The organism is Coleofasciculus sp. G3-WIS-01, from assembly GCF_040223135.1.
Classification (GTDB): domain Bacteria; phylum Cyanobacteriota; class Cyanobacteriia; order Cyanobacteriales; family Coleofasciculaceae; genus Coleofasciculus.
The window spans coordinates 1-26,846 of record NZ_JAVJZI010000158.1 but is presented as its reverse complement, the minus strand read 5'-3'; the positions used below and the strand labels follow the sequence as shown (position 1 = coordinate 26,846).

The following is a 26,846-nucleotide window of genomic DNA, read 5'->3' as shown; positions in this document are numbered from 1 at the left end:
TTCACACTGATCATGAATCGAGTGGTAGAGAATATTGTCACCTATCCACTCACGCTTAAGATTGACCCAGGTTCCAAAACAACCGGAATTTCACTGGTGAACAACCGGGATGAGGTGATTTGGGGTATGGAACTAGAACATCGAGGGCAGCAGATTAAGGACTCTGTCTTAAATCGCAAAGCTGTTCGCAGAGGACGGAGATGAGAGGGCATTACTGGGGATTCATCGGGATATAAGCCCCACTCCGCTAACACACTCACTCTTATTGAGTTAAGTGTGAGGCTTCTGGCCGAATAAGCAAAAAAGGCAACTCCTCTGCTATGAAAACGCTCCACTCGTTGACGCAACAGCTAAACCACCTGCGGCAAAAATCTGAGCAATTTTGCACTATCCTTCCCTTCGGAGGGTCTGATGCTGATCTTTCCTCCGATCAAAAAAAGCCAGGTCATTGGTCAAAACAAAACCGTCCTAGCTCAGGTCAAAAAAGCAATCCACGGCACTCAGGAAAGCGTCAAGGACGTTCACCCGTCATGGTGGTATTGGCAGTCGTTTCCCTCACCAGCGTGATGGGAAACCGCTTCTACAATCAACCAACCCTTGATGTGGGTAGAGAGGCGCCCTACACTATCCCCGCTCCCTTTGACGCTAGTGTTGAGGACACAAAAACCACAGAAGAAAAACGCAAAGCCGCTCGCACGGGTTCGTTCCCAGTTTTAATGATTGATCAATCTCTGACCCAAGAGATTAGTCAAAACCTCCAGCAATCCCTGGAAAAAATGGACGAATGGCGACAAGTCAGCGGTTCCTTTCCCTTTGTGCCAACCTCTGTCCTGTCCGCCAGCACCCAGCAGTATCTGCGCCAGAGTAAAGAATGGGAATGGCAAGCGATTGTCGCTTTCGCTGAAGACAATGCTCCGATTAATCCCTTTGATCCGGGAGTAGTCATCCCTAACCGAGAGAAAAAACCGTTGACGCGGGCGTTTACCCAAGGGGTGAGCGAATTGCAAAGTTACCGTCAAATAGCGTCTGCACAAGCATTCTCTGAGCTGATTGAGACAATAAGCCTTGCCCGTCAGGGTTACCAACAGGCATTGGCTCAGGTTTCATCCAGTGTGACGAGTGAATCAACTCCTGCCTACGATTCATCCGTACTCAACTTGTCTGATTCAGCTTGGCAGGAAACGCGACAGGGAATTAAGGGCGCAACTCGGAATATTCTGACTCAAGGGATTCCGCCAGGACTCCCCTCGGATCTATTAGAAGATGCGGTAACGGTGCAGGTGAGTACGCTGATTCCGGCTGAGGCACAACCCTTAGCCATTAAACTCCTCACCTATAACTTAAAGCCCAATTTAATTGAAGACAAAGAACAAACTAAACGCAGGGCAGAACAAGCCGCTCTGGCTGTGGAACCTGTGATGGTTACGGCTGTTGAGGGAGAAGTGATTGTCGCAGAGGGGGAGGCAATCACCCAGGCGGATTTTGTGCTGCTGGATCACTATGGCTTGAGTCGTCGCGAAATTAATTGGATAGGGCTGATTGGATTTGGCGGTTTAGTCACCGGGGCGGTGGGTATTTTTTGGTTGGTCGAACGTCAAGTCCATCCCCCCCTGCGGCGACGTGACCATATTTTGGTTCTGCTGTTGAGTTTGAGTACACCCGTCCTGGCACTATTGGGGGCTCAATATAATAGCCTGCCCGCAATTGGGTTGTTAGTGGGGAGTTTCTATGGGTCGAGTTTGGGCGCGACGGTAGTGATTCTGTTGACGGGGTTGGTGACGTTTAGTATGGAGGTGAGCTGGGAATTTTTAATCGCGGGTGGCACAGGAGGTTTGGTGGGGGCGTTGATTGCGGGACGGATGCGATCGCGCGAGGAATTGGCGCTCTTAGGCGGTGTGGTGGGCTTGACCCAAGGCAGCGTTAATCTGCTCCTGAATCTGATTATGAGTGCCAGTGCTGGCACAATTTGGTACGCGGTGCTACCCGGTGCGGCTCTATATGGGGTAGCGGGGTTAGCCTGGAGTATTGTGGCTTTGGGACTATCTCCTTATCTAGAACGGTTGTTTGATTTGGTGACACCGATTCGTTTAGCGGAGTTGTCCAATCCTAACCGTTCATTGCTTAAACGGCTGGCTACGGAAGCGCCAGGTACATTTCAACATACGTTGTTTGTTGCTTCCTTAGCTGAAGCGGCTGCCCGTGAGCTTCACTGTAACGTGGAACTGGTGCGGGCGGGAACTTTGTATCATGATATTGGTAAAATGCATGATCCGTTGGGATTTATTGAAAATCAAATGGGTGGTCCCAACAAGCATGATCAAATTAATGACCCCTGGAAAAGTGCCGCGATTATTAAAAAGCACGTCTCTGAAGGGCTGGTTATGGCTCGCAAACATCAGTTACCGAAAGCGATTCGCGATTTTATTCCCGAACATCAAGGCAAACTACTGATTTCTTATTTTTACTTTCAAGCTAAACAACGAATTCAGGAAGAGGCAGGGGAGTCTGTAAACGAGGTAGACTTTCGTTATGATGGACCGATTCCCCAGTCGCGGGAAACAGGAATTGTCATGCTGGCAGATGCTTGTGAAGCGGCGTTGCGATCGCTTAAGGATGTTACCCCGGATACGGCTTTAATTACGGTTAAGAAAATCCTCAAAGCCCGATGGGAAGATAACCAGTTAGTCGATTCTGGGTTAACAAAAGAGGAATTATTGACTACGGCGGAAGTCTTTGTCAAAGTTTGGCAACAGTGCAATCACCAGCGGATTGCTTATCCTAAAGCGGCTCTGAGTTGTCAACCCTCTTCTCAGGTTTGATTGATACAGTTTGGAAAAATTGAGTCAGCCCTTGACTTTTTTTGTTATTTCATGTATTTATATCATGGGAGAATGTGCGCTCCTATAGACCCTCTAGAACAGTAGGGAGAATAGAGACTTACCAGGAATTTCGCGATCGCCCGACCTGGGAAAAAGAGCGATCGCATCCAGTTACCGAGACGCCAAAGCCTCCACGCGATCGCTCATCACCTCTGCCAAGATTGCTCCGCGCCGTTTCAACACCTGTTTCATATCACCAGACAATCCCAGATTGCCAGCAAATTCAGCATTTTCCACATTTGCCCCTCTCAAATCTGCCTGATTCAAATTGGCTCGACTCAGATTCGCACCCCCAAGTTCAGCGATGCTCAGATTGGCGCGAATTAAGTTAGCATTGCCTAAGTTGGCTAAATAAAGGTTAGCCAAACTCAAATCAGCCAGACTCAAATCAGCCCCTTGTAAATCAGCACCAGTGAGATTAGTCCGAATCAAGTCCGCCCCCCGCAAGTTGGCGCGAATCAGGTGAGCGTGGCTAGCATTGGCACGAATCAGAGTAGCCTGACTCAAATCACTGAGGCTGAAATCAGTATTCCGTAGCTGAGTATTCCGCAATTTGGCACGATTTAGTTTTGTTCGACTCAGATCCGATTCACTCAGATTCGCACCGTCGAGATCCGCACCTTGTAAGTTAGCCTCTCCCAAATAGGCACGAATAATTGAAGCCTCTTTAAGGTTCGCCTCTCTAAGGTCAGTATTCCCCAGATTTGCCCCTCTAAGTTTAGCTTCACTCAGGTTAGCGGCGTAGAGGTGAGCCTGGTAGAGATGAGCGCCTCTTAAATCAACCCTTTTCAAATTGGCATAGTTCAGGGTTGTCCCAGCTAAATTGGCATCGGTGAGGTTAGCCCCCTCTAAGTTTGCCTGAGTCAGATCCGCATTCCACAGCACAGCGCCGCGTAGGTTAGCCTTTCTCAAATCCGCCCCGCACAGATTTGCCTGAATCAGATCCGCCCCACGCAAATCCGCCCCGCACAGCTTCGCCTTAATTAGGTTAGCGCCGTGCAAATCAGTACCTCGTAAATTGGCTCTCACCAAGTTAGCACCCCGAAGATGGGTATCTCTGAGATTAGACTCGGCGAAATCTTGTGCCAAATTCAGACCCACCATCGCCGCTAGCTGAGCTAAATTGTCAGTTTCCGCCGCAACAACTTTCTGAATCAGGACTTGGAGTTGGCTAAAAAAACGTTCATCCATCATAGTGCAACTCGACTCGACTGAGATAGGGCTTAAACTTACGCTCCAGCAACTGCTGAATAATCAGTCTGTCCAGCACTGCTCGTTTATTGCGACTAAGATCCGGACTCCACAATCGGTCAACATTGGTCAAACAGATATCTCGTCGAGACACTTCAAATGTGGCGTCTAGGTGACAGGGAAGGGCAGAGACTCTCAATGTGGCTAGTTTGACTTGGTTAAGCCAGCCGTTTAAGATAGGTTGTCCCCGTTCTTCTTCAAAAATCCAGGCTGGGTTTTCTTCCGTTACCTTTGTGGTAACATGACAAATGGAATGATGATTAGGTTTCCCATTTTGTGACCCTTGTCCTGTTGTTCCATTCCCCTGAGGGTCAAGGGTTGGCACATCTAACTCCCCAGAGACGCGATCGCCAATAGGACTATTAACTTGGGAATCCGTCTCAACCGTTGGCACAACCAATTCCATAGAACCCATAATCCGAGACTCATAAGGAATCTCACCACCCTCTACCCTCAGCCGCAATGCTCCTCCTTTAAGTCCAAACTGAACACGTCCTTCAGGTAGAGACTCCCACTGCAGGCTAAACTTAAGGGTTAAGTACAGGTCAATTTTTGGAGTGTGGAACGGTTGCAAAAACTCCAGATAGTCAGGATGTTCTATCGGTTGCACCGGAATTCCGGTCAACGTCATGTACAGGCAATCCGCACAGTTATTTTCTGGTTCTGGCTGGGATAGAGGAGAAATTGAGGAAGGCATTGCCGAACACCAACTGAGTAGGGGCTTACTTATAAAGGTACATGACCCGACACTCAGTTTTTTGCCCACGTAACATTAGGTAACTAAATCAACGATTCTACTGTGATAGTCTCTGCTGGGCTTGCGTTACTTTTCTTTACTTAAATTCTTCTGCCCCAGTGGGTTCTTGATAGTGCAGTCCTTGTTTTTGATGACGATACTCGGCAACAATTGGATAGACCCTAGCCCGCAGTCGATTAATGGCGCCAACAGGACGATGAACAGCTAAACCATTCCAAGATGAAAAGCGCAAGTTTTCACCAAAGTCCTTTTGTTTCTCAAAATTGATGAGTTGGTGTTGCACACTGAGACGACCCACCGTCCAGAATGGTGATTCCTCTTCACCCCAAGTAATCGTAACATCATCAATAGACATTTTGGGATTAATTTGGAACTGAATCCCAAAATCCCAGCAATAATGGGCATCAGGTTGGGCAAGGTTTTGGATCAATTCATTTCGATAATAATTATCCGGTTGATTTTCGTCTAATCCCAAGGATTTGGCTGGAGAAATAAAAGGTAGCTTTGGCATACCCGGTCGAGATTGGTAGGGAATAGTTTGATGAGGAGACTGACAATAAACAGGTGTGAAGGCATATTTAATCACGACAGGATAGTCTACAGGAACTCTACCCGGTTGAGATGGATCAAAATCGGGTTTAAGTCCCAGAGCATAAGCCGACATACTCCAGTATCTTTCTGTTAGTAAACTTTTCGGGCTGCGACTTATCGTTTCACGAAGTGCTAGAAATTGTTGGGGATGGGTCAACAACCACCAAAGAACCGCTTGCTCTGACTCAAGGGTAGCATTAAAAAAGCTATAATAATATTTTATTGTTTTGACGGGAAACCTTGGGCAATTTTGCACAATAATATCTTGGGTATGCAATTCGTGACTTTGTGGGAGTCTCTCGCCAACAACACCCATTACTTTTACAGACATTGAGCGACCATCATTAACGTAGTCTGGTTCAACGCTTGTTCGTCCATTGGCAAACCGAAGCCAAACTGGATACGATTTGGCTTCGGCTAAGAGTCCTTGCTTGAGAGAAATTCCTTTAAGTTCTGCTTCAGTCAACTGAGTTCGTTGCGCCAGTTCGCGTTTAATTTTATCTTCATCAAAATTAAAAATTTCTAGAGTTCCTTTAACTGCTGCATGAGTTTTGGCGTGAGTATCTCGCTTAGCCTGTTCCTGATTTCCATACAACTTATCCATTTTTACTTTGGCTTTTGCTGCCAAAATTTCATAGTACTTTTGTTCCTCTTTTTCTGGGTATTCTGTAAATAGTTTCATTCTTTTTAGGAAAGGGTAAAGTTGCCAATGAGACCTACTATGAGACGTGTACTGGCACGTCTCTATATCAATAAACCGCTACTCAGTTTAACTCACAAATCAAATGTAACTTTGTACGGACTATCTTGGTGCGGAACATTGCGATTGATCAAATCCGAAACCGTTTTAGTATTGTGAATGATTTCCCAACCGACTGGGGAAAACGTCTCTTTGTTGAAAATATTAGGTGATAACAGCGGATTGGTTAGCGCTTGGGAAAAGGCATCAATACCAATCAGTCGCGCCACTAAAGCTGGAATGGCGGAATTTTCACGGACATCTTCAGCATAGAGTCCCACGAAAAATTCAAGTTTATCGACATGACCATATAATTCTTTTAGTTTTTGTTGGGTATAGTCGTCACCTGTAATTTGGTTAAAGTCAGTCACTCGCGGAAATCCACACATTTCTCGATAGTCGTTATAGCTGGCGAGTTGAGTCTTACGTCCTAAAGAAATGGTTGGTAATTCCGTTAACTCGATCAAAAATTCTGGCGTGTTAAATAAGCCGATTTGGGTAGCAGGCTGGGAACAAGTTTCCTCCATTAATGCTCCCAAGCCTTTATCGATTAACATTTGGTTATTCCACAGAGACGCATACATTGGCGTTTCCTTACCGTCATAGATAAATTTCTCAGGAATTGCACTGTGCCAACGATACACAAAATCAAACTCAATGCTCATCCAATTGGTGCGATACCAACTTTCCTTAGTAAAGGATTCAGGATCGGCAAAGAAGTTAAAGTAATAGGGAGTAATATGGTAAATGTACTCTTCCATAATGATGTTCAAAATGATCACCATGAGAATATTTCTCGCGGTTTGGAAGAGTCGCTCATCATCCCAATTGGGATAATTTTCGGCTAATACATCACAGATTCGATTATGTTCTCTCAAACAAAGCGTATTGAGCATGACATAGCCAAGTTGCACATTTGCCCGTTCCACTCCCATGGCAAATAACTTAGCCTTTCGTTCTGGAGGTAGCCGCTTCTCATCGTTTATTGGAGTATACAGACCTTCAAATTGTGGATCAACAATACCTTGCTCTGAATCGGCATAGTAAAAGAGAGGATAATCTTCTTCTACGCCATCTTTACGCTTAAGTTTCTGGGTTTTTAATTTACCACCTTGAAAAGAACGCAATAAATTTGTCTGTTTTCGGGTCAATCCATAAACATTACACAAATCAATTTCATGGTTGGAGGTGTTTTTTAATTTATTGTGGTGGTCAATTCTGAGGAAACTATCGGTAAACCATTGCACCCAATAGGGAAACAATAATGTTGATTTTTCGGAATACTTAGTTTTGCCATCTCTTTTCCGGAACAACACAGCAAGACTTTCAATGTTAGGCAGATTTCCTTCTTGGTTAAATTCAGGATCTGGAGGTAAATGTCGCCCCGTATAAGTCCGGTCTTGTAAGGAATCCCAAGACGTATATGTATCGGTTTTTTTGGGTTTATCCGTCCCCGGAATATAAGGGTCTAGAGTCATCATGCTATAGGGATAGGGACGAGTCGGAATTCTATAAATTAGACTATTGACCAAAAACTTATTAACTTTACGTTTTAAAGCTTGATTACTCTGGATAAAATCCCATATCGGTTTAAAGTTGCTCAACGTGTAGGTTAGTGCTGTGTTGCTAAACCCATCTCTTGATGTATCTCTTGCCATGATTTATAAACTAAAGTTGTTTGTTCTTTATCGCGCTACTATAACACATTTATTCCTCCTATTCTTTTAAAAAATATTAAGGATAATATAATCTATATAGACATAAAGCTATGAAGTTATATTTTAGACAATGTACCAAATACATCCCATTGGCAGACTCGAGTTGAACAAAAATTTCAATTAATATCCCAAGGTTAAAGCACCGGGACGTCTAGGGTCAGATGCACCTTTTAAGGTTTGATCAACTAACATAATACTTTGGGTACTTCCCATGGTATTGGTGAGAGTAATCTGATGTCCTTTTTCCTCTAACAGACGAATGGTGTCTTTATTTAATCCTGGTTCAATCATCAACTCATCAGGAAACCATTGATGATGCACACGAACCGCATTAGTTGCTGCGGCAATATTCATGTCATGATCGATAACATTTAAAACAATCTGCAAAACCGTCGTGATAATTCGACTACCACCCGGACTCCCCGTCACCATAAAAGGTTTTCCTTCTTTTAATACAATCGTTGGCGTCATAGAGCTGAGCATCCGTTTTTCCGGTTCAATGGCGTTAAATTCTCCACCAATCAAACCAAAAGCATTGGGGACTCCTGGCTTGGCTGAGAAGTCATCCATTTCGTTGTTGAGCAGAATCCCTGTCCCTGGAACCGTTATTTTACTGCCATAACTGAAGTTTAAGGTGTAAGTATTCGCCACAGCATTTCCCTGATTATCTATAACTGAATAATGAGTAGTATTGTTGCTTTCAATAAATGGATGAGGATTTCCGGGGGCAATTGTTTGACTGGGCGTTGCTTGATTTAGATTTATTTTGCGGCGTAGCTGATTGGCATAGGGTTTAGAGATTAACCCAGAAATGGGGACAGAAACAAAATCAGTATCCCCTAAATATTTAGACCGATCCGCATAAGCTAGTTTCATGCTTTCGGTGATTAAATGAATCGTTTGGGCGGTATTGTGTCCCAGTTCACCTAGGGGAAATGCTTCTAAGATATTCAGCAATTGTACCAGATGAATTCCCCCCGAACTGGGCGGTGGCATGGAATAAATTTCATAGCCACGATACGTACCCCGAATCGGTTCTCGGATAACAGGTTGATAATCCGCTAAATCCCCTTGAGAAATCAAGCCACCATTGGCTTCCATTTCTGCCACAATCGCATCTGCGATCGCGCCGTGGTAAAATGCCTTTGATCCTTCCCTAGCAATGAGTCTCAAGCTTTGAGCTAAATCCCTTTGCACCAGAATTTCGCCAATCTGATACGGTTCTCCCCCTGGTTTATAAAAGATAGTCCAACTCGCCGGATAGGCTTGCATTCGTTCTTTCACAGCAATTAGGGAACGATGTAAGTATTCGGAAACAGGGAACCCATTTTCAGCTAATTCAATCGCAGGTTGTAACGCCCGTGCTAAAGAAATTGTCCCGTATTTTTCCAGTGCCATAGTTAATCCAGCAACCGTTCCAGGAACACCAACAGCTAAATAACTATGGCGAGATTTTTCTGGCTCAACCTCACCCGTTTCATCCAGAAACATATCACGAGTTGCGGCTTTGGGGGCTTTTTCTCGATAATCAATGGCAATGGTTTGATTGTCATCAGCTAAATGAACGAGCATAAATCCACCACCGCCAATATTTCCGGCACTGGGTAAGGTGACTGCCATGGTAAATCCCATGGTTACGGCAGCATCAATGGCATTTCCACCCTCTTTTAATACAGCCAACCCTGCTTGTGTGGCATAGCTTTCTTGAGAGGAAACCATACCATTTTCTGCGATAACCGGATGAAAGATATCCTTGGGGCTATAAATGGGGACATCTTGAGCGACAACCTGGGTACAAATCAGACTCACTGTAGCCAGGAGAATCAGGATTTGTTTTTTATAGTGAGAAAAACGATAAATTCGGATACTGGGTATTTTGATAATTTGATGAAAACGTTTCAAAATTGGCATAGAATACGGCAATTAGTTCACCCTTGCGGACTTATTCAGATCCTCGACGCCTTCAAAAAGTCGGGGATCTATACCCAGTCTACGCCTCAACCTCTCGATGTCCTAACTTCCAAAGGAAACTAGACAGCCAATTGGTCGCCACATGAGCCACAATCGGAACCAGCAAATTCCCTGTACCTACAGCACTAAACCCCAGTAACAATCCCACAATGGTTGCCCAAACAACATAGGGCCACTGCTGGGAACCACTCAAATGTAAAATGCCAAACACCAAACTAGAGGTAATCACACCCAGGGCGTTCAAACCAATGGCGGGCAACATTACCCCCCGAAATAGCAACTCTTCACTCATACCCGGAAGTAACCCCAACCAAATCAGATCTGGTAATACCAATGGTTTTAAAACCAAGTTGAGATAAACGTCAGCACTTTGACGGTATGCTGACCATAGGCGATAGACCACACCACTCATGGCGGTAATTCCCACGCCCATACCCAATCCGATGAGTAATCCTTCTAAGGTAAAGTCTAGGGATAAAAGTGTCACCGACCCAAATTTCAGCCAGAGTTTAGCAACGACGAGCAAAACAATCGCCGTTATCCCCATGGCAACTAACACTTGGGTGCGGGTGAGGGGTTCAAAGTCAGGGTTATCGGGAAGCTGTTTAGTCACTAACTATATAGATAAGCTACGCATAGACGACACAGAGGGACTCAGAGCATCAGCACTAATTCCAGCGCGATGTGCTACTAACATACCCAGTGCCTCTAAATACGAGTGTAGTCGAACAGCTTTGATTGCCAAAGGTTCTGGAGGCACTTGCATTGAGGTTTGGTTATCCTCAACCGCAATAATTTGAGTCCGTAACTGACTTAAGCTTAGCAAGGCACTACCGCCACAGGCACTAGCGGGAATAACAACCGCATCCACATCCTCTGCCCAAATCTCTCCCGGTTGACGCCTCTTCACCTGAAATTGCGGGGCGCGACTTAATCCCACTAGTACACAGGGTAGAAAAGTATAGCCTAATTCCTCGGCTGCCGATCGCGGCGACAAGTTGGGTTCTAGGGGAAGGGGCATTAATGCCGGGGCGTGGGCGCAAGGGATTTGGAAGGTTCGCACGATTAGGTGAGAGATCACGGCTTCTGCACCCGCTAGCGGATCGACCCCTTGTCCATGTCGGTAGGCTTCTAGGGCTTCGCTTCCTAGATCATCAGGAAAACGCGCCACCACGGCGATCGCGTCTGCCTTTGCCTGTTGAATCAGCACTTCAGCCGATCGCAACAAACTATCCGGATTACCAATCGTACCCCAACTCGCCCCCGATGGTGCTGTCCGCAGTTCCAAATTTAGGGGCGCATCAGTAATCACATAATCCGTTAGATTCAGTCCCAGTGTGGCTCTGGTGGCATCAGCCGCTTGCAGGTGGCGCAAACGCAGATCCGGTTCAATCCCCTGGTCGAGAATTAATCCCACCCGATTTTGATGCACAGGTTGTAACCCCCAGCATCCAGCCGCGAATTTGTCAAGCCCATAGCCTTCTACATAGAGGGCGTTGGGTAAATTCCAGTAGAGTTGGGCACCATTGAGGACATTGGGGTGAGTAATTAGGCGATCGCAGATTTGCGCGATCGCTCTGGCGACGGGTAAAGCGTCTCCCGCATAGCCACCAATGGATGCGCCAATTCCTGTGGGAACGATTAGAACAACAGTGTAAGGACGCAAAATGATTAAGGGGTGGACGGTTGAGAATTAGTCTTGGTGACAATCGCTTCAACCTGAACCTTTTGCTCCTGAGTATCCACAGATGTAACCGCCCAACGCAGGGGTTCTCCCTGTTTTTGCAGTTCCGTCTCAATCGCTTGATGGAGTTGTTTGGGTGACTCCTGGAGGTCAATTTCGGCAGTAATGAAGTGAGTCGTCATTTTTTTAGTGGGGTAAACATACGATAAATAATCAATGAGCAAGAGGTACATATCTGGGTGCATGTCAACACAAGTAGGTTGGGTTGAGCGAAGTCGAAACCCAACGCCCCAACACCATGCTGACTCAAGACGGTTGACCAAATTGGCGATCATAAACCTCGTCTTCCTTACCGGATTCAACTTTCAGGTTAGATCGCGGTAAGGCGATGCAAAGCAAGACATACCCTTCCTCTTGCAATTCGGGTCCAAGTCCCATCCCTTCACTTTGATCAACAGAACCCTCAATGATTTTAGCGGCACAGGTTGTACAAACGCCAGCATTGCAGGCATTGGGTAAATCTATCCCTTGTTCCTCCGCAGCCTGAAGAATCTTTTTGTCTTCTGGGACTTCTATAGTGTGGGTTGTACCTTGGTGATTGATTTCGACGGTGTAAGTCTTGGGCATTATACCTCTTAGCGGCTTTCCAGGTTTACTTTCCCGGTTCGGGAAAAAATATTGACCGGGATTATTTTAACGTTTGGTGCCGGATTCCAGGCTATCCTTAAGTGTATTACGAGACCGACACTCTAGATTCTCATGGTTGATCCGATCGCATCCTCTCGTACTCACCCTGCTGAACCCTCCCTCCCGCCGTCTTGGAACTATGAGGCGACAGTGGCTCAGGTGGAGACGATTATTGAGCAAATCGAGCGAGGGGAACTGGAATTAGCCGAGGTATTTGACCAATTTGCCTCAGCTGTCGAGTATTTGCGTCAATGTGAAGCCTTTCTGCAACAGCGACAACAGCAAATGGATTTGTTGATTGAGACATTGACCGATGAGTCAGATTCCCCGACTTGATCTTTAACGTTTTGCTCATCTGTTCGATAACAGATTAGCTTGTTCAAGCTAGCGTTTTTTGGTTGGGTGATGTACATTATCAAGGGCGCAAGCCTTGCGCCCCTACAGATTTCATGTAGGGTGGGCAAGATTGATAATCCTTGAAATTTGTTATATCTTGCAGATGGTGATTATAAATTCTCGCTTTTAATTGTATTAATTATTAAGGTTTATTTCTGATTAGTTGATGCAAAAGAATGTCTAATCACCCCCAAGGGAGAGAAGGGCTTGATGCATCAGGATGTTGTTCTGGAACTTGAATTCCAGGAACCCAAATTCGTAATCTGTCCCATATATGGCGCAGTGTCATATACACTTCTGTAATATCAGTAATCTCAGTTTGAGCATCAATTTGATCTACCTGAGCTTCTGCTTGCTCACACATCTGCTTAAGCTGCTCAATAACCCTCTGCCTATCTTGTGAAGATCTTGCTCCCTGAAAATTATCTCGAATGAAGATAAAAATTTCAGTAAAAATTGGAATCACGGAAGATGAATCAATAGCACATGAAATTGTGTCCGAATATCCCCACCAAATAGCTCCTATGTCTGCCGCTGCTCTACCGAGTTCAGTTGCCGTATGACAAGCAAAAGCATAAACGGTACGTTGACTTAGCAGTTGTACATCATGTACATTATCACAGGACAAAGCTACATCCCCCTTGTGACCTTTCAAGGCATTACGAACACCGTGACACATAGCAAAGACAGGCAAGAAATCCGCTTTAGACAATACGGCGATAAGTTCTTTGCGTGTTGCTTTCTTTTCAAAAATTGTGACACAATCCTCTGTTATAATTAGCTTTGCAATAGCGATATTTGCCTCAGTAGATGGATCATAAGCCGGAACAAATACAATCATTCAGATTCTCTCCGATTCGCTTTTCGCTTCATAAAATCTCGTGCTACTCTAAGTACATCTGATGCATATTGCTGACCAATCTCTGTACCTTCTTCAATTTGCTTTCGGAGTTCTCCTGCTGTAAAAAGCTCTCCTGTTGCCGTTTTCCAAATGACTGTAGTTGCCGGAATGATTTCCCGAATAAGCCCAGCAAAAACATCCCGACTAATATTACGGGAAACACTTTCAAAATGAGGTGTTGGTTGGTCAGCTAATAAGCGCTCAATACCTTGTAAAAAGTTCCGCAGTGAAGGTGATCTTGCCTCCGCTCTATCAATATTTATATCTTTCACAAATTGCCAAGAACTAATAGTCTTGCCAAAAGCTAGTTCTGCATGACTTTTTGGACTTTTAATATCTTCGGGTAACGGCAGTGCAGGTGATACTTCAATTCCCCATTGAGTTTTGGCGTTTTCTATAGCTGTAATCTCATCGGCAAACAGCCAAGCCTCAACTTCTGGAACAGCACAAAAGACTCCTACAGAAGGAGATCCTAACCGTCTGTTAGCCTTGTCTAAAGCCTCTGGAACGCTTGCTGCATCACAGTTAACTAAAACAGCACAACTTCTTGTAATACCAGGAGGTAATCCTTGCAAGAAAGCTTTGAGGTTACTTTTAGCAACTGCATTTATTTTAATCTTATCTAGAGGATAATTAGCCGCTTCTAGAATCCAAGATATAATATGAATGTGATTTCTATTCTCAACAATAAGTTGAATTGATCCATCTTGCATAGTATCATAATACCTTAAATTAAAAACTTAAATTATAACTAAATCATAGGTTTAGTTATTTTTGCCATAACTTAAGCATAGCAAGATTGGTATATCCTGATCAATGGGCGTGACGAATTAGACTTATCTGCTAATTAGCTGACAATACTATATCTAGGGGTTTATGTCCTCAATTAGCGATCTCAACTACCACATATAGGGATTCTCTATATTTGCTGAACAGGTCTAGAGCTAATTTGAGCAATCGCTACTCACGCCAATAGATTATCAACCGCCACACTAAACCCCTCTAACACCTGGTGCGTCTTAACAACATCACCCTGATTAAATAAAACTTGTTGCTGTTGTGTAATCACCAAAACCCACTGACTCTCAGGAAACACTAACCAAACTTCCTGACACCCCGATCGCAGATACTCTTTGACCTTACCAAAAACCTCTTCCGCCCCATCTGTCGGTGAAATAATCTCAGCAATTAAGGGAAAACTCTGGGATAAAACCGTAAACTCGCCAAATTGTTCCACCAGTTCCGGAGTGAGGTAAGATACATCAGGACGACGCCCCCGTTCCCCTGTCCAACATGGGGTTTCCGTGTAAACATCTCCGCCTAGACTCTGATCCTCTTGATAATTTCCCCAATATCGAGCTAATCGTGCTTGAATTCGACCATGTTTGGCTGTCATCCCTTGCTTCTCTACCAATTGCCCATCTACCCATTCTGTATGGTCAGGGGGATTCAGCAAATAGTCTTCGACAGAGAAAACTGGAGACTCAACCTGAGACTCCTGGGAATTCGCGATCGCGTATGCCATAATTATCCATTATCCTTTGCCACAATTATCCCCATTATCCATAGTCACCTTTGTAGGTTGGGTTGAGGAACGAAACCCAACTTATCCGGTTAGCTTGGTTGGATATTGTGTGCTTTCACACTCCATGCTCCCCATTCATCCCCATTATCCGTAATTTAAGGAGAAACCAGTCACCCCCAACAAAGGACAAAGGACAAATGACAAAGGACAAATGACAATCAAGCCAACATTTCCTGCGCCCGCTTAATATTTTTACGAACCGACTCTGCTGACGTATGCAGGGCGGCGCGTTCGGTATCAGTGAGGTTAATTTCCACAACTTTTTCCACACCTCGACATCCTAACCGTGTGGGGACACCAATAAAAATATCCTTTAAACCATACTCTCCATCCAGATAGGATGATATGGGCAAAAGTCGCGACTGATTATGCAAAATGGCTTCCACCATCGCGCAAGTCGAGGACGCAGGTGCTGAATACGCCCCCCCAGTTTTCATCAGATTCACAATTTCTGCGCCACCATGACGAGTCCGATTTACCAAGCGCTCAACTGTTTCCTCATCCATCAGTTCAGTAATCGGAATTCCTCGCACTGTGGAGTAGCGGGGTAAGGGTACCATTAAATCGCCATGACCCCCCAAGACTAAACCACTGACATCGGCAATCGATACACCTAATTCCATCGCAATGAAGGTTTGGAAACGGGCAGAATCCAGCATTCCCGCCATTCCCATCACCCGTGACACGGGTAATCCTACTGTTTGCCAGACCAAATAGGTCATCACATCCAGGGGATTTGTGACCACAATATACAGAGCATCGGGCGATCGCGCGATCGCTTTTTCTGCCACCTCAACTGCAATCTTGGCATTAATTTTGAGTAAATCATCTCGATTCATCCCCGGTTTACGAGGTAAACCCGCCGTGATGATCACCACATCAGACCCGGTGGTATCTATATAATCATTGGTGCCAATAATCTCACGATTGTGACAATCCATCCCCTGTGCCTGCATTAAATCCAGGGCAATGCCTTGGGGAATACCGGGAACAATGTCCAAAAGTACCACATTTGCCAAATTGCGTTGGGCAATCCGGTGCGCCAAAGTGCTACCGACGTGACCCGCACCAATCACGGTGACGCGGTGATCATTGCAGGCGATAGGTAAATTAGAAGAAAATGCCATGGCTATAGATCGGTTTTGCGATCGCGACTATACAACTGGCGTGGCACAGCTAACATGGCGCAATTTTACAGCATTTTTGGGCGCAAGCCTGGATTTTTGACCAGGCTAATCGAGCAAATTAGGCGTGTCACGCTACTACTTTAGCTAGTGACTTCGAGTTGGTCGAGGCGAAACCAAATATTCGGGGTCGGTACATAAAACTTAACTAAGGCATACTCACCCCGGGTATCGACCACTTCCCCATCACTTTCAAACAGGTAAGGAGGAAAGCGAGTATCACTGGATTTGGCTTCCACACTATTATCCAACTTTTCGCGATTCACGCGCACTAATGATCCTTTCTTGAGCTTGCCTGCCATTACTTATCCCTAATATCGATATGAGTAAACGCTTTCCAGCCATTATCCCTCATAATTAACGCCTGAGTGTAGGGGCGACCCGCTTGTACTAATTAGGGGTTGCTGCAGGGAGTCTGGTGGTGGGGATAGGGAGCAGGGGAAGCAGGGGGAGCAGAGGAAGCAGGGGGAGCCATAGTACATTTTCCCTGATAGCGGTGCAAGGGTATAAAACGGTTTAACCCTTTTTCCGTGAACAGGAGCAAATATCAATACCACTCAAAGCCCTGATAGCTAAGGGTTTGGGAGTTGTGCAGCAAGCCCTAATTACTGCCGTCCCTAGTTGCGCTGTCTTCGCCATAAACTGAACACAGCGACCATTAACTCTATTTAAAATAATAGTTAAACTCGCACCTCCCCACTAAAAACCCAATCCACCGCCGTGATCCCGATAAACCTCGATCCAATCATCGCTGCAATCACTGCGATCGCACGTCCAGCCGCCCCCCTACTCAAAAATAAGCTGGAACGGGACGAAACCGTCATCAAACTCCTGAAAAAATTTAATCTCGATCCCGAACATCCCCATCCTGACTTTACCAGTATCTATCAATACGCCTTTGTCGAATACGGCATCGGCAAACCCCAGCCAATCCTCAAACTATTCCGACAAAACGAGATTCAACAAGCTTTTCGCCAAGCCTTTGATCGCAATAACCCCTCCATTCTCCTGCAACAAGGGGAAGCCTTTCTCGACGGATACGCCTTGGGGGATGAAATCCGAGAATTAAGAATTGACCCCAAGCGTGAATTTGCTGCATTTGCTACCGTATTCATTGAAGTGGCTAAGCGATCGCGCACTCCAGCAGACGTTCTCACCAACCAGAAAATCGACTCCCTACACAAATCGATGAGAACCCTGCATGAACGCCTGGAACGACTCCCCACCTTAGCCGGAATTCGCACCGAGATAGCGCGGTTGGCGGCACAGGAATCTCTATTATCAGCCCAGGAATCATCAACCGAAATCCCATGTCGCCCGTCGTCCAGTTATGACGGATTTGATAGTGGAAGCATTGCCAGATATTGAAGCAGGTAAACCGGTGGATATGTCCAGGGTTTATCTGTATGCGGTGTGGCGTAAGATGGAACGGGATATTAAAGCCGAACGCACGTTTACATCGTTGGCAGATAAGCTTTATTTTCTCTGTGAGTTGGCGTGGGAGATGTTGTCATGGGTACGTTCAGTTGCTTTTAGTCCAGATGGTGAAACGATTGCTAGTTGTAGCCGGGATGAAACCATTAAGCTTTGGGATGTCAAGACTAGCGAGTGCCTAAAAACTATGGCAGATAGACCTTATGAGGATATGAATATCACAGGCGTTATCGGTTTAACCGAAGCCGAAAAAACCACACTCAAAACTTTAGGCGCAGTAGAACTAACACAAGATTAAGAATTGGGGAACCCGCGCAGGCGGGTTTTGTTTGTGTAGCTGCGGTTTCAACCGCCCATCCAGTTTAAATACCCTCATACCCCAGCACTCAAGATTTGATTAACCGTCAAATTCAACTCTGGAAAAATTGCTGAAACAATCCGCTCATCTCCCCGAAACTGCTGCACCTGGTACACACCATCAACGAGTTGATAAACCGAAAACGTCGGTTGCTTGGGATTACCAATATAACGCCTACCGCCTAATCCCAGATAATCTACAATCCAATACTCAGGAATGCCCATCGCCTCATAATCTTCCAATTTCAGGGCATAATCATCACTCCAATTCGTGGAAACCACTTCTATAACCAAACGGATAGAAGTCCCAAACATAATAATAGATTCATTGTCCCAGCGAGGTTCATTATTCGCCACACCCACCTTATCTAAAACAATGACATCCGGCTCATAACTCGACTCGCGTCCAGGTTTAACAACGCATTCCTTGGGTATAAAATAAGGCAGTTGAGAACGCCGAATTTCCAGGAACAGTTCCCCAGATATAAACCCAGCGACTTCTGAATGTTTCCCCCTTGGTTGAGGCACTGCAATAATTACCCCGTCGTGCAGTTCATAGCGATACTCTGGATTCTCTGGATACCAGGCAATGAATTCGTCAAATGTTAATTGTTTTGGTATGGCTTGAATCATCGTCTCACAACCTTAGCAATACCTGAATCCTTCAATTTTTACACACCTCACACTGAAATCTTACTTGGTCGTTGGTGACTGACAGCGCGGGCAAAAATGAGACGAACGCCCAGACAACTTAATCCGCTCAATTGGGGTCTCACAGACGCGACAAGGCTGTCCTGTGCGACCATAGACCCAAGCGACTCCACTGTAATTGCCATTGACCCCCTGGACATTGAGAAAGCTGCTGAAGGTTGTGCCACCCGCCTCAATCCCCGCTTTTAAGACTTGAATAATCCCTTGGTGCAGACGTTCAATTTGGTCTACACTTAATCGGGCGCAAACGGTTTGAGGATGAATCCCACTCACGAATAAGGCTTCATCGGCGTAGATATTCCCCACACCTGCAACCAGGGATTGGTCGAGGAGGGCGGTTTTGATGGAACGCTGAGACTTTTTCAGCTTCTGTGTCAAATACTCTGGAGAGAAAGCTTCTGAGAAGGGTTCAGGTCCTAAATTTTGCAACCCCGTGATAATGCGATCGCACTTTTCCCCCGGCGGCACCCACCACATCCGACCAAAGGTGCGTTGATCCACAAAGCGCAATTCCTGTCCTTGAGGAAAAAACAAGCGCACTCGCGTATGCTTCTGTAAGGGTTCCGTTTGCTGAATCCATAAAAGTTGTCCACTCATCCGCAGATGCACCCCTAACCAGCCAGCATCCCCATTCTCAGAGTGGCTAAGTTGAGCCAGCAGATATTTACCTCGTCGATGCCAATCGGTAATTCTCGTCTGCTTCACACCCTCCAAAAACGCTGCCACAGAAACAGGGTAGGCGATGGTGCGCGGGAGCAACACATCCCCACCCTGAATATCCTGGGTACAAGTAATTTGCTTGAGACCCAGACGAATTGTTTCCACTTCCGGCAATTCAGGCACGGCTTCGTGTGATACCGTTCCTTTACTTCTTAGCTTTCTTCTTAGCCGCTTCCACGACTATGAGTTCGTTTTCAGCAAAGTTATTGGTATTGATGCCGGCATAGTTGACTTTATCGAAACGGACGATGACAGGATAGATAATGCCGCTCTTGTCTACTGTTGCCACGACTCCCACATCGTTAAACCAGTAGGATTCTTTGCGTTTAATCCGAACTTTCGCGCCGCGTTCTATTTCTGCCATATCAGTTTTTCCCTTACGAATCTAGTTTTACAGCGTACTACTGGATGAGGGGTGTCTGCTTACTCTGTGTTTTAAGTTTTATTACAAAGATAAGTTGAAAAGCCCCTTGTTTCCAGATATAGAGGGAGATAGGGTGGGATGGCGGGGTGCGGGAGCATTGTAGGACGTAGCATGCTACGTCTCTACACCGATAGAACTCCTACCCTCCTACCCTCTTGAGTCTAATCCCGCCATCGCACCTGTACGAAATGAGCAGGTCGTCCCCAGATATCTGAGGTATCGCTAATATCGTCAACAGCTAGATTAAATGGAATAGCAGTGGTTAGGTAGCGTTGAGCGAGGATACCAATGTCAGGGGCAAGTTGGGTAGCTGTGGCGGTGGCTAAACCCAAACCAATTAGTTGCTCAATCGGACCACGGGGTAGGAGGAGATGGGCGCCTAGGGCAAGTCCAGCCGTTAACATCATGCCAACGGAGAGATTCGTACCGCAACGAGGATGTACAGCTAAATTCCATTCCCCTTGGGTGAGACGGTTCAACGCCAGAGGAACCGCACGTCTTAAGTCTGATAAATTCACCTGACCGTAGAGGTAAAATCCTTGTTCGGTGGATAAACCGCCTAAAGTATCATTATCCATCTCATGCACGGTGGTGGCTGTACCCGCACGACTGCTACCGGGGCGTGACGTATAGTTGACGTTGGCTAAATCAGCCAGAACCCAAACCGTAGCATGTTCAAGAGCATGAACTTGACGCAGCATTAACAGTTCTTGTAACCCTGGTACAAAAGGCAGTTGCTTGAGTAAGTCAGTATCTTGGCTGGGATAGGGCGTGGGAAAGTTAAAATCCCAAGTCTGAGCAGAATTCGTATAAGTCATGGCAGGATGTACTCTCAAACTAGCCGATATTCTTTCAACTTTAGCGTTCGTTATTGGGGAAGTGTTGACCCTTCGCTTCCCTAGGCTCAAGGGTATGGCGCGTGAGTGTTGAATTTTGAGTGTGTAGGGGTGGGTTTCACCATTATCGTTTCTGACCTCACAAAAGATGTGACTCGCGCCCGCCCTCATTTCCCCTGCACCTGAGCATCCCCGCACCCTCCGCACCCATAACGACGCGATAAGTTTTGCCGCGATAGAATACCAGGTAAGCATTGCTGTATCTAGACACCGTACATCTTATTCCTCTCTAGTGGTCTCCCCCGTGCAAAAAAAGCTCTCGCAACATCTGGTCTCCCCCGTGCAAAAAAAGCTCTCGCAACATCTGGTCTCCCCCGTGCAAAAAACGCTCTCGCATCCCCTGGTCTCCCCCGTGCAAAAAACGCTCTCGCATCCTCTGGTCTCCCCCTTTTGAAGGGGGACGGAAGGGGGATCTAAAAGGGGGACGGAAGGGGGATCTATAAGGGGGACGGAAGGGGGATCTATAAGGGGGACGGAAGGGGGATCTATAAGGGGGACGGAAGGGGGATCTAAAGGGGGACGGAAGGGGGATCTAAAAGGGAAGAGGGGGATCGCAATTTGACAGACGTAGCAGACTACGTCTCTACATAACTTTTGACGTTTGACTTACCTCATGAGTAATTTTCCAGACTTATCCAGCCACGGTTTCAGGGTTGTTCGAGAATTGGGTCATAATCGCGCAGGTGGGAGAGTCACCTACCTGGCGGTGCCAATTCCTCCCCTGACGTCAAAGGGAACGCTAAAAGAACCCGTTGTGATTAAACAGTTTCAGTTTGCCCAAAGTGAGGCAAACTGGTCTGATTATGAAGCCATCGAACGGGAAATTCAAGTGTTACGTGGATTGAATCATCCAGGAATTCCTCAATATTTGGGTTCATTTCAAACCGCAACCGGGTTTTGTTTAGTCCAGGATTATAAAAAAGCCGCGTCTTTAGCTGTTCGGCGTAGTTTTGACCCCGATGAAATTAAGCAAATTGCTGTTTCATTACTCAATATTCTAGTTTATTTACAAAATCGCATTCCGCCAATTAGTCACCGGGATATTAAACCGGAAAATATCCTAGTTGATGATGAGTTGAATGTCTACCTGGTTGATTTTGGCTTGGCGCATATCGGCGGGAGTGAAATTGCCATGAGTAGTGTGGCGAAGGGGACTATTGGGTTCATCGCTCCGGAATTACTGTTTAATCAACAAGTGAGTGAGGCGTCGGATCTCTATGGGTTAGGCGCAACGCTAATTTGTTTACTCACGGGTATTGCCTCAACCGATATTAGCCAGTTAATTGATGAAGACTATCGGATTAATTTTAAACATCGGGTTCCTCGGCTGAGTTTACGTTGGATTGAGTGGCTGCAAAGGATGGTGGAACTGAAACCAAAAGACCGTTTTCTAGATGCAGCAACCGCGTTAGAGGCGCTGAATCCAATTTATGTGATACGAGTACCAGAGGTGAATCTCAATGTCTCGTGTTTGGAATTCACGGCGAAGAAATTGGGGGAAAAGATAACTAAAAAGGTCATTCTGACGAACTCTGTTCCCGATACGGTATTGGAAAGCCGTTGGCAAATCGCCCCCCATCTGAGTGATCCACCCCACACGCCTGATTTCCATGAATGGATTTACCTTGAGCAAACTCATTTTGTCAGCAATCAAGTGCTGGGCAAAATTACCGTTGATACGCGGAAGTTGATGGCGAATAAGCTCTATGAGCGGGAGATATTAATTCATAGTAATTCCCATCCGGAAACCCAAAGCTTAACCCTAAAGGTGAAGACAGCACCTGTGCCGATTCCAGCGAAGAAATTACCCTATTTTTCGGTAGGATTATTGATTTTCTTTGCCGCCGCCGCCACCTGGGTGGAAACAATGGCATGGGATGGTATTGTGAGTCATAGTGGCACAATTGGTGTTGCGATCGCGATTTTCATTTCGGTGTTAGTGGCTCTGTTGGGACTTGTGGCGGCGATTACGTCGGGGTGGATTAGTCAGGGGATGGCAAAGGTGCGATCGCGCTTTGGGGTCAAGGTGAAAGCCCTAGATACCGTGGCTTCCGTTTTTTTTGCAGGTGTCGCGGCGATATTTGCCGCCCGATTTGGCGCTCAATTTCGGGCGACGGATATGGCAATTGCGGCATTTGCGGCGGTGGATGCGGTAGTATTTATGGCGGCATTTGAAGGAGAAGGCGTTGCTCAAAGTTGTGTGCAACGGGGGTTTAGTCAAGGGTTAGCATTGGGGGTTTCTGTCTTATCCGCCGCCTTGGGAATTAGTTTAGGAATAGCTTTAAAGTTAGGGGTTGTCAATGGTATGGTTTTGGGAGCAATTTTAGGCACAGGTTTTCCTTTAGCCACGTTAATTCTTTATCCGCCATTGGATCGGGCAAAACGCATTGCCCGTTATCGGAAATTTGAGCAGGATTTAATTAAACCGTAATCAGAAGGCTGATGAATCAGGGCGGGTTTTGTTGTTCATTTATTGGTTACAAGTAGTTTTAGTCGCTAAACCCGCCCCTACAATTGTTCCTAAATCTGCCCCTACCATTGCCGTGGTACGTCTCGATAGATTCCTATTAAAATACTAATGAAATTTAATGAACTCAATGCCAAAATGCGGGTTTATGAAACCGCCCATGATCACTGCGTTTTGCCGGGATTATATATGATAGCGCGGTTAGATGGGCGGGGTTTTACACGGCTAACGCGGGAAGTGCATCCATTTGAAGCACCCTTTGATGAAAAGTTTCGAGATTCGATGATTCTCACCGTAGAACATTTGATGAATTGCGGCTTAAAAATTATCTATGGGTATACTCAAAGTGATGAAATATCGCTGCTTTTTGATATCGCCGAATCTGCCTTTAATCGCAAATTACGCTACAGCGCAGTCTTCGTTTACCCATCGGCAAGAAAGCTGTGCGTCGGGCGATTACTGAATTGCGAGAAACTTATCGCACAGCAGTGAATGAACCGGAATGGATGATGTTGGCACAGGTTGCCAAAACTAAACAGATGCCGAATCAAGATGAGTATCGCAAACTGTTATTTAATCGCTGTATTTTAGAATATCGATATTTAGATGACGGAGGAGAAATTAAAGTTTGGCATGATGTCCATCCCTTAATTTATGGGATTGAGCGTTTTCAATCAGCATTGAATCAACTGTTGTAGTTCGTAGTAAGGGAACCTTAGCCTATCATCGTATCGCAGAGCAGGCATTCATCTGTGTTAACTTAACATTGCAACTCTAAATAAGAAATCCCCCCTAGCCCCCCTTTTTAGATCCCCCTCCCGTCCCCCTTCAAAAGGGGGAAGCTATAGGATGCTTCGCTTTTTTTGCACGGGGGAACAAGAAAAAGGGAAACCATGAAATTACTCAAAGTCTCCCTTTTTGAAACAAAATATATCAGCTAGTAGGGTGGGTTAGGCGGAATTTAATTGGCGTGATAATCCTTTACTGAACTATCCGCCGTAACCCACCGATAAGCTGTCACTGGATAGCTTATCGGCTAAAAACACTATAGTCAGTAGGGTGGGCATTGCCCACCTGATATATTGGTAAAATAGTGGCATAAATTTGACAATTAAACCGGGCGCACGTCGGTGCGCCCCTACGGTATCTGAACAGAATATATCAGCATCACAGCAATGATCCGAAACCTGACCGAATGGGATAAAGACGACAAGGGCGACGCCGAGGACGAATATGAAGCCCTGCGGCGTTCTCTAAGTTGGACAGAAGGGTTTGGTTTGCTGTTTGTTGACTGTACTCCCGCCACAGCCGAGAAATTAATTGATGATGTTAGGAAAGATTTACCGCAAAAAAGAATCGAGGTTTTACGTCTTACCGAACCGATTGAGAATCTCTATACCGAAATCGCCGCTTTACCGAATCGGGATAGTATCGATATCTTATTTATTCAAGGGCTAGAGCATTCGATTTATGACTATGAAAAGACAATCAAAGATAGTACAGAACGTCGCAACTATTCCTTGTTTTCCGTTCCGCGTTTATTAGGACATCTGAACCTACAGCGAGAATCATTCCGCGACCATTTTAATATCTGTTTTGTCTTTCTATTACCCAAATTTGCCCTAACCTATTTCAACCGCCGCGCCCCCGACTTCTATGACTGGCGTTCTGGTATGTTTAAATTAGAAAATCGAGGTGAGTTGGCTTTAGCAGAGTTATCTCAAGGAGAAGATAAGTTTTGGGTGAATCAAGGTGTTCAGCAATATAAAGCTGGGGATTTAGTCGATGCAATTGTTTGTTGGGACAAAGCTTTAGATATTGCCCCTGATACCCATATCGCTTGGTTCAACCGAGGTGTGATTCTATCTGAGTTAGGACGATTTGAGGAAGCGATCGCTAGCTACGATAAAGCCTTACAATTTAAACCTGATGACCATCTAGCCTGGAGCAACCGGGGTTTAGCCTTGTCTGAGTTAGGACGATTTGAGGAAGCGATCGCTAGTTACGATAAAGCCTTACAATTTAAACCAGATTTGTATCAAGCCTGGGACAATCGAGGTTTTGCCCTATGTAAGTTAGGACGAATACAGGAAGCGATAATTTCCTGTAATAAAGCTCTGGAAATCCAACCAAATTACGCTAAGGCATTTTACAACAAAGCTTACTATTTTGCATTGCAAAACAATATTGACCTAGCCCTGGAAAACCTGCAAAAAGCTATCACGCTGAATCCCGACGAATACCGAGAAATGACAAAAACCAATTCTGAATTGGATAACCTTCGTCAAGATCCGCGATTTCAAGCGTTGATTCAATAGAACACCGATTAACGTTATCAGTGATTCAGTTATCAAAGAGTTTATCAGCCTCTAGTGGTGTGGTACACCGAATTTGATAGATTAGTCTTAGGCACGGAAAAATCATCGGATCAGGGGCTAAAGCCCCGACTACGAACGAACCCCAAAGGAGATCCACACTATGTCAATCTTACAACTTCAAAATGGTACAACCTACACCCAACTCAACGACATTACCCAGGAATTAGCCGCCCTGAATGTGCAACTCAATCATTGGTCAGTTGGCGATAATCCAGAGATTCGCCACCTGTTGGCGCAAGATTCCTTAACTGATGAAGAAAAGGAACAAATCCTACAAGCGCTGGATAACTATTTTGAACACCTGAAACAAACCGCAGGTTATCAATCTCGCGATTTAATTGTGCTGCATCCCGATATCCCTAATCTGGACACGATGCTATCTAAATTTGACCGTTGTCACTACCATACCGATGACGAAGTGCGCTACATTGTCGCGGGTGAAGGGGTGTTTGGTTTTGTGCGTCCCGATGGTTCTCAGGTGGAATTAACTGTGCAGCCAGAAGAATATATTAATGTCCCCGCGAATACGGAACATTGGTTTCATTTAACGCCATCTCGACGGGTGAAAGCGGTGCGTTATTTCACCACAACAGAAGGGTGGGTTCCAGAATATACGGGAACGGAAATTAATTTTGAGGCATAAATTTAGCCACGGTAGGAGCATAGCACACCTAATTTTATGGATTAAAATTACGTCCGGAAACCGTAGGGGCGCACGTCAGTGCGCCCTTTCCTGACGCCCGATTCAATCATAAAAATGAACCCAAAATTTTAGCCATGTCACATCTGTGCTGGCAAGGTTTTAAGCTGTGTATATCTACTCCTCAACATTTTCCCCCTCATCCCCTAACCCCAACTCCGGACCGTGGGGAGAAGGGGAACCGGATTTTCTTGCTCCCCTCTCCCCTTTTTTCCCCCCTTTTTTCCCCCCTTTTTTCCCCCCTTTCAAAGGGGGGCTAGGGGGGATGGGGGCTAGCTCACAAGGGTAGGTTTTTTACCTTAACGGTATAATGGGGGTAAGACTTGGAAGACCTGGAGGGAAAGTGGACAAGGAAGAAGACCAAAAAACCATCAAAACTCATGAAGATCTAATTATTTATCAAAAAGCGTTTGATG

Annotated in this window: 25 protein-coding genes and 3 pseudogenes; 10 read left to right on the top strand and 18 right to left on the bottom strand. The window is 45.6% G+C overall.

Annotation, left to right across the window (positions count from 1 at the left end; genetic code table 11):
• Both RIM23_RS15405 and RIM23_RS15400 read left to right on the top strand, forming a co-directional pair.
• Positions 1-204: RRXRR domain-containing protein (locus RIM23_RS15405; RefSeq protein WP_446368089.1), on the top strand; the 204-nt coding region annotated here is incomplete at its 5' end.
• A gap of 116 nt (positions 205-320) precedes the next feature.
• Complete coding sequence (locus tag RIM23_RS15400) at positions 321-2,819, top strand: HD family phosphohydrolase (protein WP_446368088.1); 2,499 nt, start codon at positions 321-323, stop codon at positions 2,817-2,819.
• A gap of 171 nt (positions 2,820-2,990) precedes the next feature.
• Here RIM23_RS15400 and RIM23_RS15395 read toward each other — a convergent pair whose 3' ends face one another.
• The 9 genes from RIM23_RS15395 to RIM23_RS15355 form a co-directional block, all read right to left on the bottom strand.
• Positions 2,991-4,073, bottom strand: coding sequence for a pentapeptide repeat-containing protein (locus RIM23_RS15395; RefSeq protein ID WP_446368087.1), 1,083 nt, complete (start codon positions 4,071-4,073; stop codon positions 2,991-2,993).
• Complete coding sequence (locus RIM23_RS15390; RefSeq protein ID WP_446368086.1) at positions 4,063-4,827, bottom strand: hypothetical protein; 765 nt, start codon at positions 4,825-4,827, stop codon at positions 4,063-4,065. The genes RIM23_RS15395 and RIM23_RS15390 overlap by 11 nt, the downstream gene beginning before the upstream one ends.
• 136 nt (positions 4,828-4,963) lie before the next feature.
• Positions 4,964-6,160, bottom strand: coding sequence for a catalase (locus tag RIM23_RS15385; protein ID WP_446368085.1), 1,197 nt, complete (start codon positions 6,158-6,160; stop codon positions 4,964-4,966).
• A 92-nt stretch (positions 6,161-6,252) separates the two neighbouring features.
• A complete protein-coding gene (locus tag RIM23_RS15380) occupies positions 6,253-7,875 on the bottom strand; it encodes a peroxidase family protein (RefSeq protein ID WP_446368084.1) in 1,623 nt (540 codons plus the stop codon).
• Between the two features lie 180 nt (positions 7,876-8,055).
• Positions 8,056-9,846: a gamma-glutamyltransferase gene (gene ggt, locus RIM23_RS15375; protein WP_446368083.1), complete on the bottom strand. Its 1,791-nt coding sequence runs from the start codon at positions 9,844-9,846 to the stop codon at positions 8,056-8,058.
• A 79-nt stretch (positions 9,847-9,925) separates the two neighbouring features.
• On the bottom strand, positions 9,926-10,519 hold the full coding sequence (locus RIM23_RS15370) for a CPBP family intramembrane glutamic endopeptidase (RefSeq protein ID WP_446368082.1): 594 nt from the start codon (positions 10,517-10,519) through the stop codon (positions 9,926-9,928).
• Between the two features lie 3 nt (positions 10,520-10,522).
• The gene (locus tag RIM23_RS15365) at positions 10,523-11,578 is read right to left on the bottom strand and encodes a DUF3326 domain-containing protein (protein WP_446368090.1); all 1,056 of its coding nucleotides are present in this window, start codon (positions 11,576-11,578) and stop codon (positions 10,523-10,525) included.
• On the bottom strand, positions 11,578-11,772 hold the full coding sequence (locus tag RIM23_RS15360; protein ID WP_446368081.1) for a hypothetical protein: 195 nt from the start codon (positions 11,770-11,772) through the stop codon (positions 11,578-11,580). The genes RIM23_RS15365 and RIM23_RS15360 overlap by 1 nt, the downstream gene beginning before the upstream one ends.
• 124 nt (positions 11,773-11,896) lie before the next feature.
• The gene (locus RIM23_RS15355) at positions 11,897-12,217 is read right to left on the bottom strand and encodes a 2Fe-2S iron-sulfur cluster-binding protein (RefSeq protein WP_446336493.1); all 321 of its coding nucleotides are present in this window, start codon (positions 12,215-12,217) and stop codon (positions 11,897-11,899) included.
• A gap of 132 nt (positions 12,218-12,349) precedes the next feature.
• On the opposite strand from RIM23_RS15355, the gene xseB reads away from it, so the two are divergent.
• Positions 12,350-12,613: an exodeoxyribonuclease VII small subunit gene (gene xseB / locus RIM23_RS15350; RefSeq protein WP_446368080.1), complete on the top strand. Its 264-nt coding sequence runs from the start codon at positions 12,350-12,352 to the stop codon at positions 12,611-12,613.
• A 244-nt stretch (positions 12,614-12,857) separates the two neighbouring features.
• On the opposite strand, the gene RIM23_RS15345 is transcribed toward xseB, so the two are convergent.
• From RIM23_RS15345 to ndhO, 5 genes are all read right to left on the bottom strand, one after another.
• On the bottom strand, positions 12,858-13,514 hold the full coding sequence (locus RIM23_RS15345) for a hypothetical protein (RefSeq protein WP_446368079.1): 657 nt from the start codon (positions 13,512-13,514) through the stop codon (positions 12,858-12,860).
• Positions 13,511-14,287, bottom strand: a complete 777-nt coding sequence (locus tag RIM23_RS15340) for a hypothetical protein (RefSeq protein ID WP_446368078.1) — start codon at positions 14,285-14,287, stop codon at positions 13,511-13,513. Before RIM23_RS15340 ends, RIM23_RS15345 begins: the two co-directional genes overlap by 4 nt.
• A gap of 251 nt (positions 14,288-14,538) precedes the next feature.
• Entirely contained in the window at positions 14,539-15,099 is a 561-nt protein-coding gene (locus RIM23_RS15335; protein WP_446368077.1) for a Uma2 family endonuclease, read from the bottom strand.
• Positions 15,100-15,317: 218 nt separating this feature from the next.
• The gene (mdh, locus tag RIM23_RS15330; protein ID WP_446368076.1) at positions 15,318-16,286 is read right to left on the bottom strand and encodes a malate dehydrogenase; all 969 of its coding nucleotides are present in this window, start codon (positions 16,284-16,286) and stop codon (positions 15,318-15,320) included.
• A 140-nt stretch (positions 16,287-16,426) separates the two neighbouring features.
• Positions 16,427-16,645 carry an NAD(P)H-quinone oxidoreductase subunit O gene (ndhO, locus tag RIM23_RS15325; RefSeq protein WP_446368075.1) on the bottom strand — a complete coding sequence of 73 codons (219 nt, stop codon included), beginning with the start codon at positions 16,643-16,645 and terminating at the stop codon, positions 16,427-16,429.
• A 418-nt stretch (positions 16,646-17,063) separates the two neighbouring features.
• Here ndhO and RIM23_RS15320 point away from each other — a divergent pair.
• Together RIM23_RS15320 and RIM23_RS15315 are read left to right on the top strand one after the other, a co-directional pair.
• Positions 17,064-17,660, top strand: a pseudogene (locus tag RIM23_RS15320) (NACHT domain-containing protein); the annotation flags it as partial.
• Positions 17,656-18,075, top strand: a pseudogene (locus RIM23_RS15315) (WD40 repeat domain-containing protein); the annotation flags it as partial. The pseudogenes RIM23_RS15320 and RIM23_RS15315, both read left to right, overlap by 5 nt.
• Before the next feature lie 74 nt (positions 18,076-18,149).
• Here RIM23_RS15315 and RIM23_RS15310 read toward each other — a convergent pair.
• From RIM23_RS15310 to RIM23_RS15295, 4 genes are all read right to left on the bottom strand, one after another.
• Entirely contained in the window at positions 18,150-18,767 is a 618-nt protein-coding gene (locus RIM23_RS15310; RefSeq protein WP_446368074.1) for a Uma2 family endonuclease, read from the bottom strand.
• A 60-nt stretch (positions 18,768-18,827) separates the two neighbouring features.
• Positions 18,828-19,688, bottom strand: a complete 861-nt coding sequence (locus RIM23_RS15305; protein ID WP_446368073.1) for a DNA-formamidopyrimidine glycosylase — start codon at positions 19,686-19,688, stop codon at positions 18,828-18,830.
• A 22-nt stretch (positions 19,689-19,710) separates the two neighbouring features.
• Positions 19,711-19,929, bottom strand: a complete 219-nt coding sequence (locus tag RIM23_RS15300) for a photosystem I reaction center subunit IV (RefSeq protein WP_446357071.1) — start codon at positions 19,927-19,929, stop codon at positions 19,711-19,713.
• A 221-nt stretch (positions 19,930-20,150) separates the two neighbouring features.
• Entirely contained in the window at positions 20,151-20,807 is a 657-nt protein-coding gene (locus RIM23_RS15295; protein WP_446368072.1) for a DUF6391 domain-containing protein, read from the bottom strand.
• Between the two features lie 691 nt (positions 20,808-21,498).
• On the opposite strand from RIM23_RS15295, the gene RIM23_RS15290 reads away from it, so the two are divergent.
• From RIM23_RS15290 to RIM23_RS15270, 5 genes and pseudogenes are all read left to right on the top strand, one after another.
• Positions 21,499-23,316: a serine/threonine protein kinase gene (locus RIM23_RS15290; RefSeq protein ID WP_446368071.1), complete on the top strand. Its 1,818-nt coding sequence runs from the start codon at positions 21,499-21,501 to the stop codon at positions 23,314-23,316.
• Positions 23,317-23,463: 147 nt separating this feature from the next.
• Positions 23,464-23,757, top strand: a pseudogene (locus RIM23_RS15285) (tRNA(His) guanylyltransferase Thg1 family protein); the annotation flags it as partial.
• Positions 23,758-23,840: 83 nt separating this feature from the next.
• A complete protein-coding gene (locus RIM23_RS15280) occupies positions 23,841-24,050 on the top strand; it encodes a hypothetical protein (RefSeq protein ID WP_446368070.1) in 210 nt (69 codons plus the stop codon).
• 477 nt (positions 24,051-24,527) lie between these two features.
• Positions 24,528-25,670 (top strand): tetratricopeptide repeat protein, encoded by a 1,143-nt coding sequence (locus RIM23_RS15275; protein ID WP_446368069.1) that lies wholly within the window; start codon positions 24,528-24,530, stop codon positions 25,668-25,670.
• 160 nt (positions 25,671-25,830) lie between these two features.
• Positions 25,831-26,373: a 1,2-dihydroxy-3-keto-5-methylthiopentene dioxygenase gene (locus tag RIM23_RS15270; protein WP_446368068.1), complete on the top strand. Its 543-nt coding sequence runs from the start codon at positions 25,831-25,833 to the stop codon at positions 26,371-26,373.
• Positions 26,374-26,846 lie beyond the last annotated feature (473 nt).

Coding starts and splice junctions, on each gene's coding strand:
- RIM23_RS15400 (WP_446368088.1), top strand. CDS start 321: ATGAAAACGCTCCACTCGTTGACGCAACAGCTAAACCACCTGCGGCAA.
- RIM23_RS15395 (WP_446368087.1), bottom strand. CDS start 4,073: ATGATGGATGAACGTTTTTTTAGCCAACTCCAAGTCCTGATTCAGAAA.
- RIM23_RS15390 (WP_446368086.1), bottom strand. CDS start 4,827: ATGCCTTCCTCAATTTCTCCTCTATCCCAGCCAGAACCAGAAAATAAC.
- RIM23_RS15385 (WP_446368085.1), bottom strand. CDS start 6,160: ATGAAACTATTTACAGAATACCCAGAAAAAGAGGAACAAAAGTACTAT.
- RIM23_RS15380 (WP_446368084.1), bottom strand. CDS start 7,875: ATGGCAAGAGATACATCAAGAGATGGGTTTAGCAACACAGCACTAACC.
- ggt (WP_446368083.1), bottom strand. CDS start 9,846: ATGCCAATTTTGAAACGTTTTCATCAAATTATCAAAATACCCAGTATC.
- RIM23_RS15360 (WP_446368081.1), bottom strand. CDS start 11,772: ATGACGACTCACTTCATTACTGCCGAAATTGACCTCCAGGAGTCACCC.
- RIM23_RS15355 (WP_446336493.1), bottom strand. CDS start 12,217: ATGCCCAAGACTTACACCGTCGAAATCAATCACCAAGGTACAACCCAC.
- xseB (WP_446368080.1), top strand. CDS start 12,350: ATGGTTGATCCGATCGCATCCTCTCGTACTCACCCTGCTGAACCCTCC.
- RIM23_RS15345 (WP_446368079.1), bottom strand. CDS start 13,514: ATGATTGTATTTGTTCCGGCTTATGATCCATCTACTGAGGCAAATATC.
- RIM23_RS15340 (WP_446368078.1), bottom strand. CDS start 14,287: ATGCAAGATGGATCAATTCAACTTATTGTTGAGAATAGAAATCACATT.
- RIM23_RS15335 (WP_446368077.1), bottom strand. CDS start 15,099: ATGGCATACGCGATCGCGAATTCCCAGGAGTCTCAGGTTGAGTCTCCA.
- mdh (WP_446368076.1), bottom strand. CDS start 16,286: ATGGCATTTTCTTCTAATTTACCTATCGCCTGCAATGATCACCGCGTC.
- ndhO (WP_446368075.1), bottom strand. CDS start 16,645: ATGGCAGGCAAGCTCAAGAAAGGATCATTAGTGCGCGTGAATCGCGAA.
- RIM23_RS15310 (WP_446368074.1), bottom strand. CDS start 18,767: ATGATTCAAGCCATACCAAAACAATTAACATTTGACGAATTCATTGCC.
- RIM23_RS15300 (WP_446357071.1), bottom strand. CDS start 19,929: ATGGCAGAAATAGAACGCGGCGCGAAAGTTCGGATTAAACGCAAAGAA.
- RIM23_RS15295 (WP_446368072.1), bottom strand. CDS start 20,807: ATGACTTATACGAATTCTGCTCAGACTTGGGATTTTAACTTTCCCACG.
- RIM23_RS15290 (WP_446368071.1), top strand. CDS start 21,499: ATGAGTAATTTTCCAGACTTATCCAGCCACGGTTTCAGGGTTGTTCGA.
- RIM23_RS15275 (WP_446368069.1), top strand. CDS start 24,528: ATGATCCGAAACCTGACCGAATGGGATAAAGACGACAAGGGCGACGCC.
- RIM23_RS15270 (WP_446368068.1), top strand. CDS start 25,831: ATGTCAATCTTACAACTTCAAAATGGTACAACCTACACCCAACTCAAC.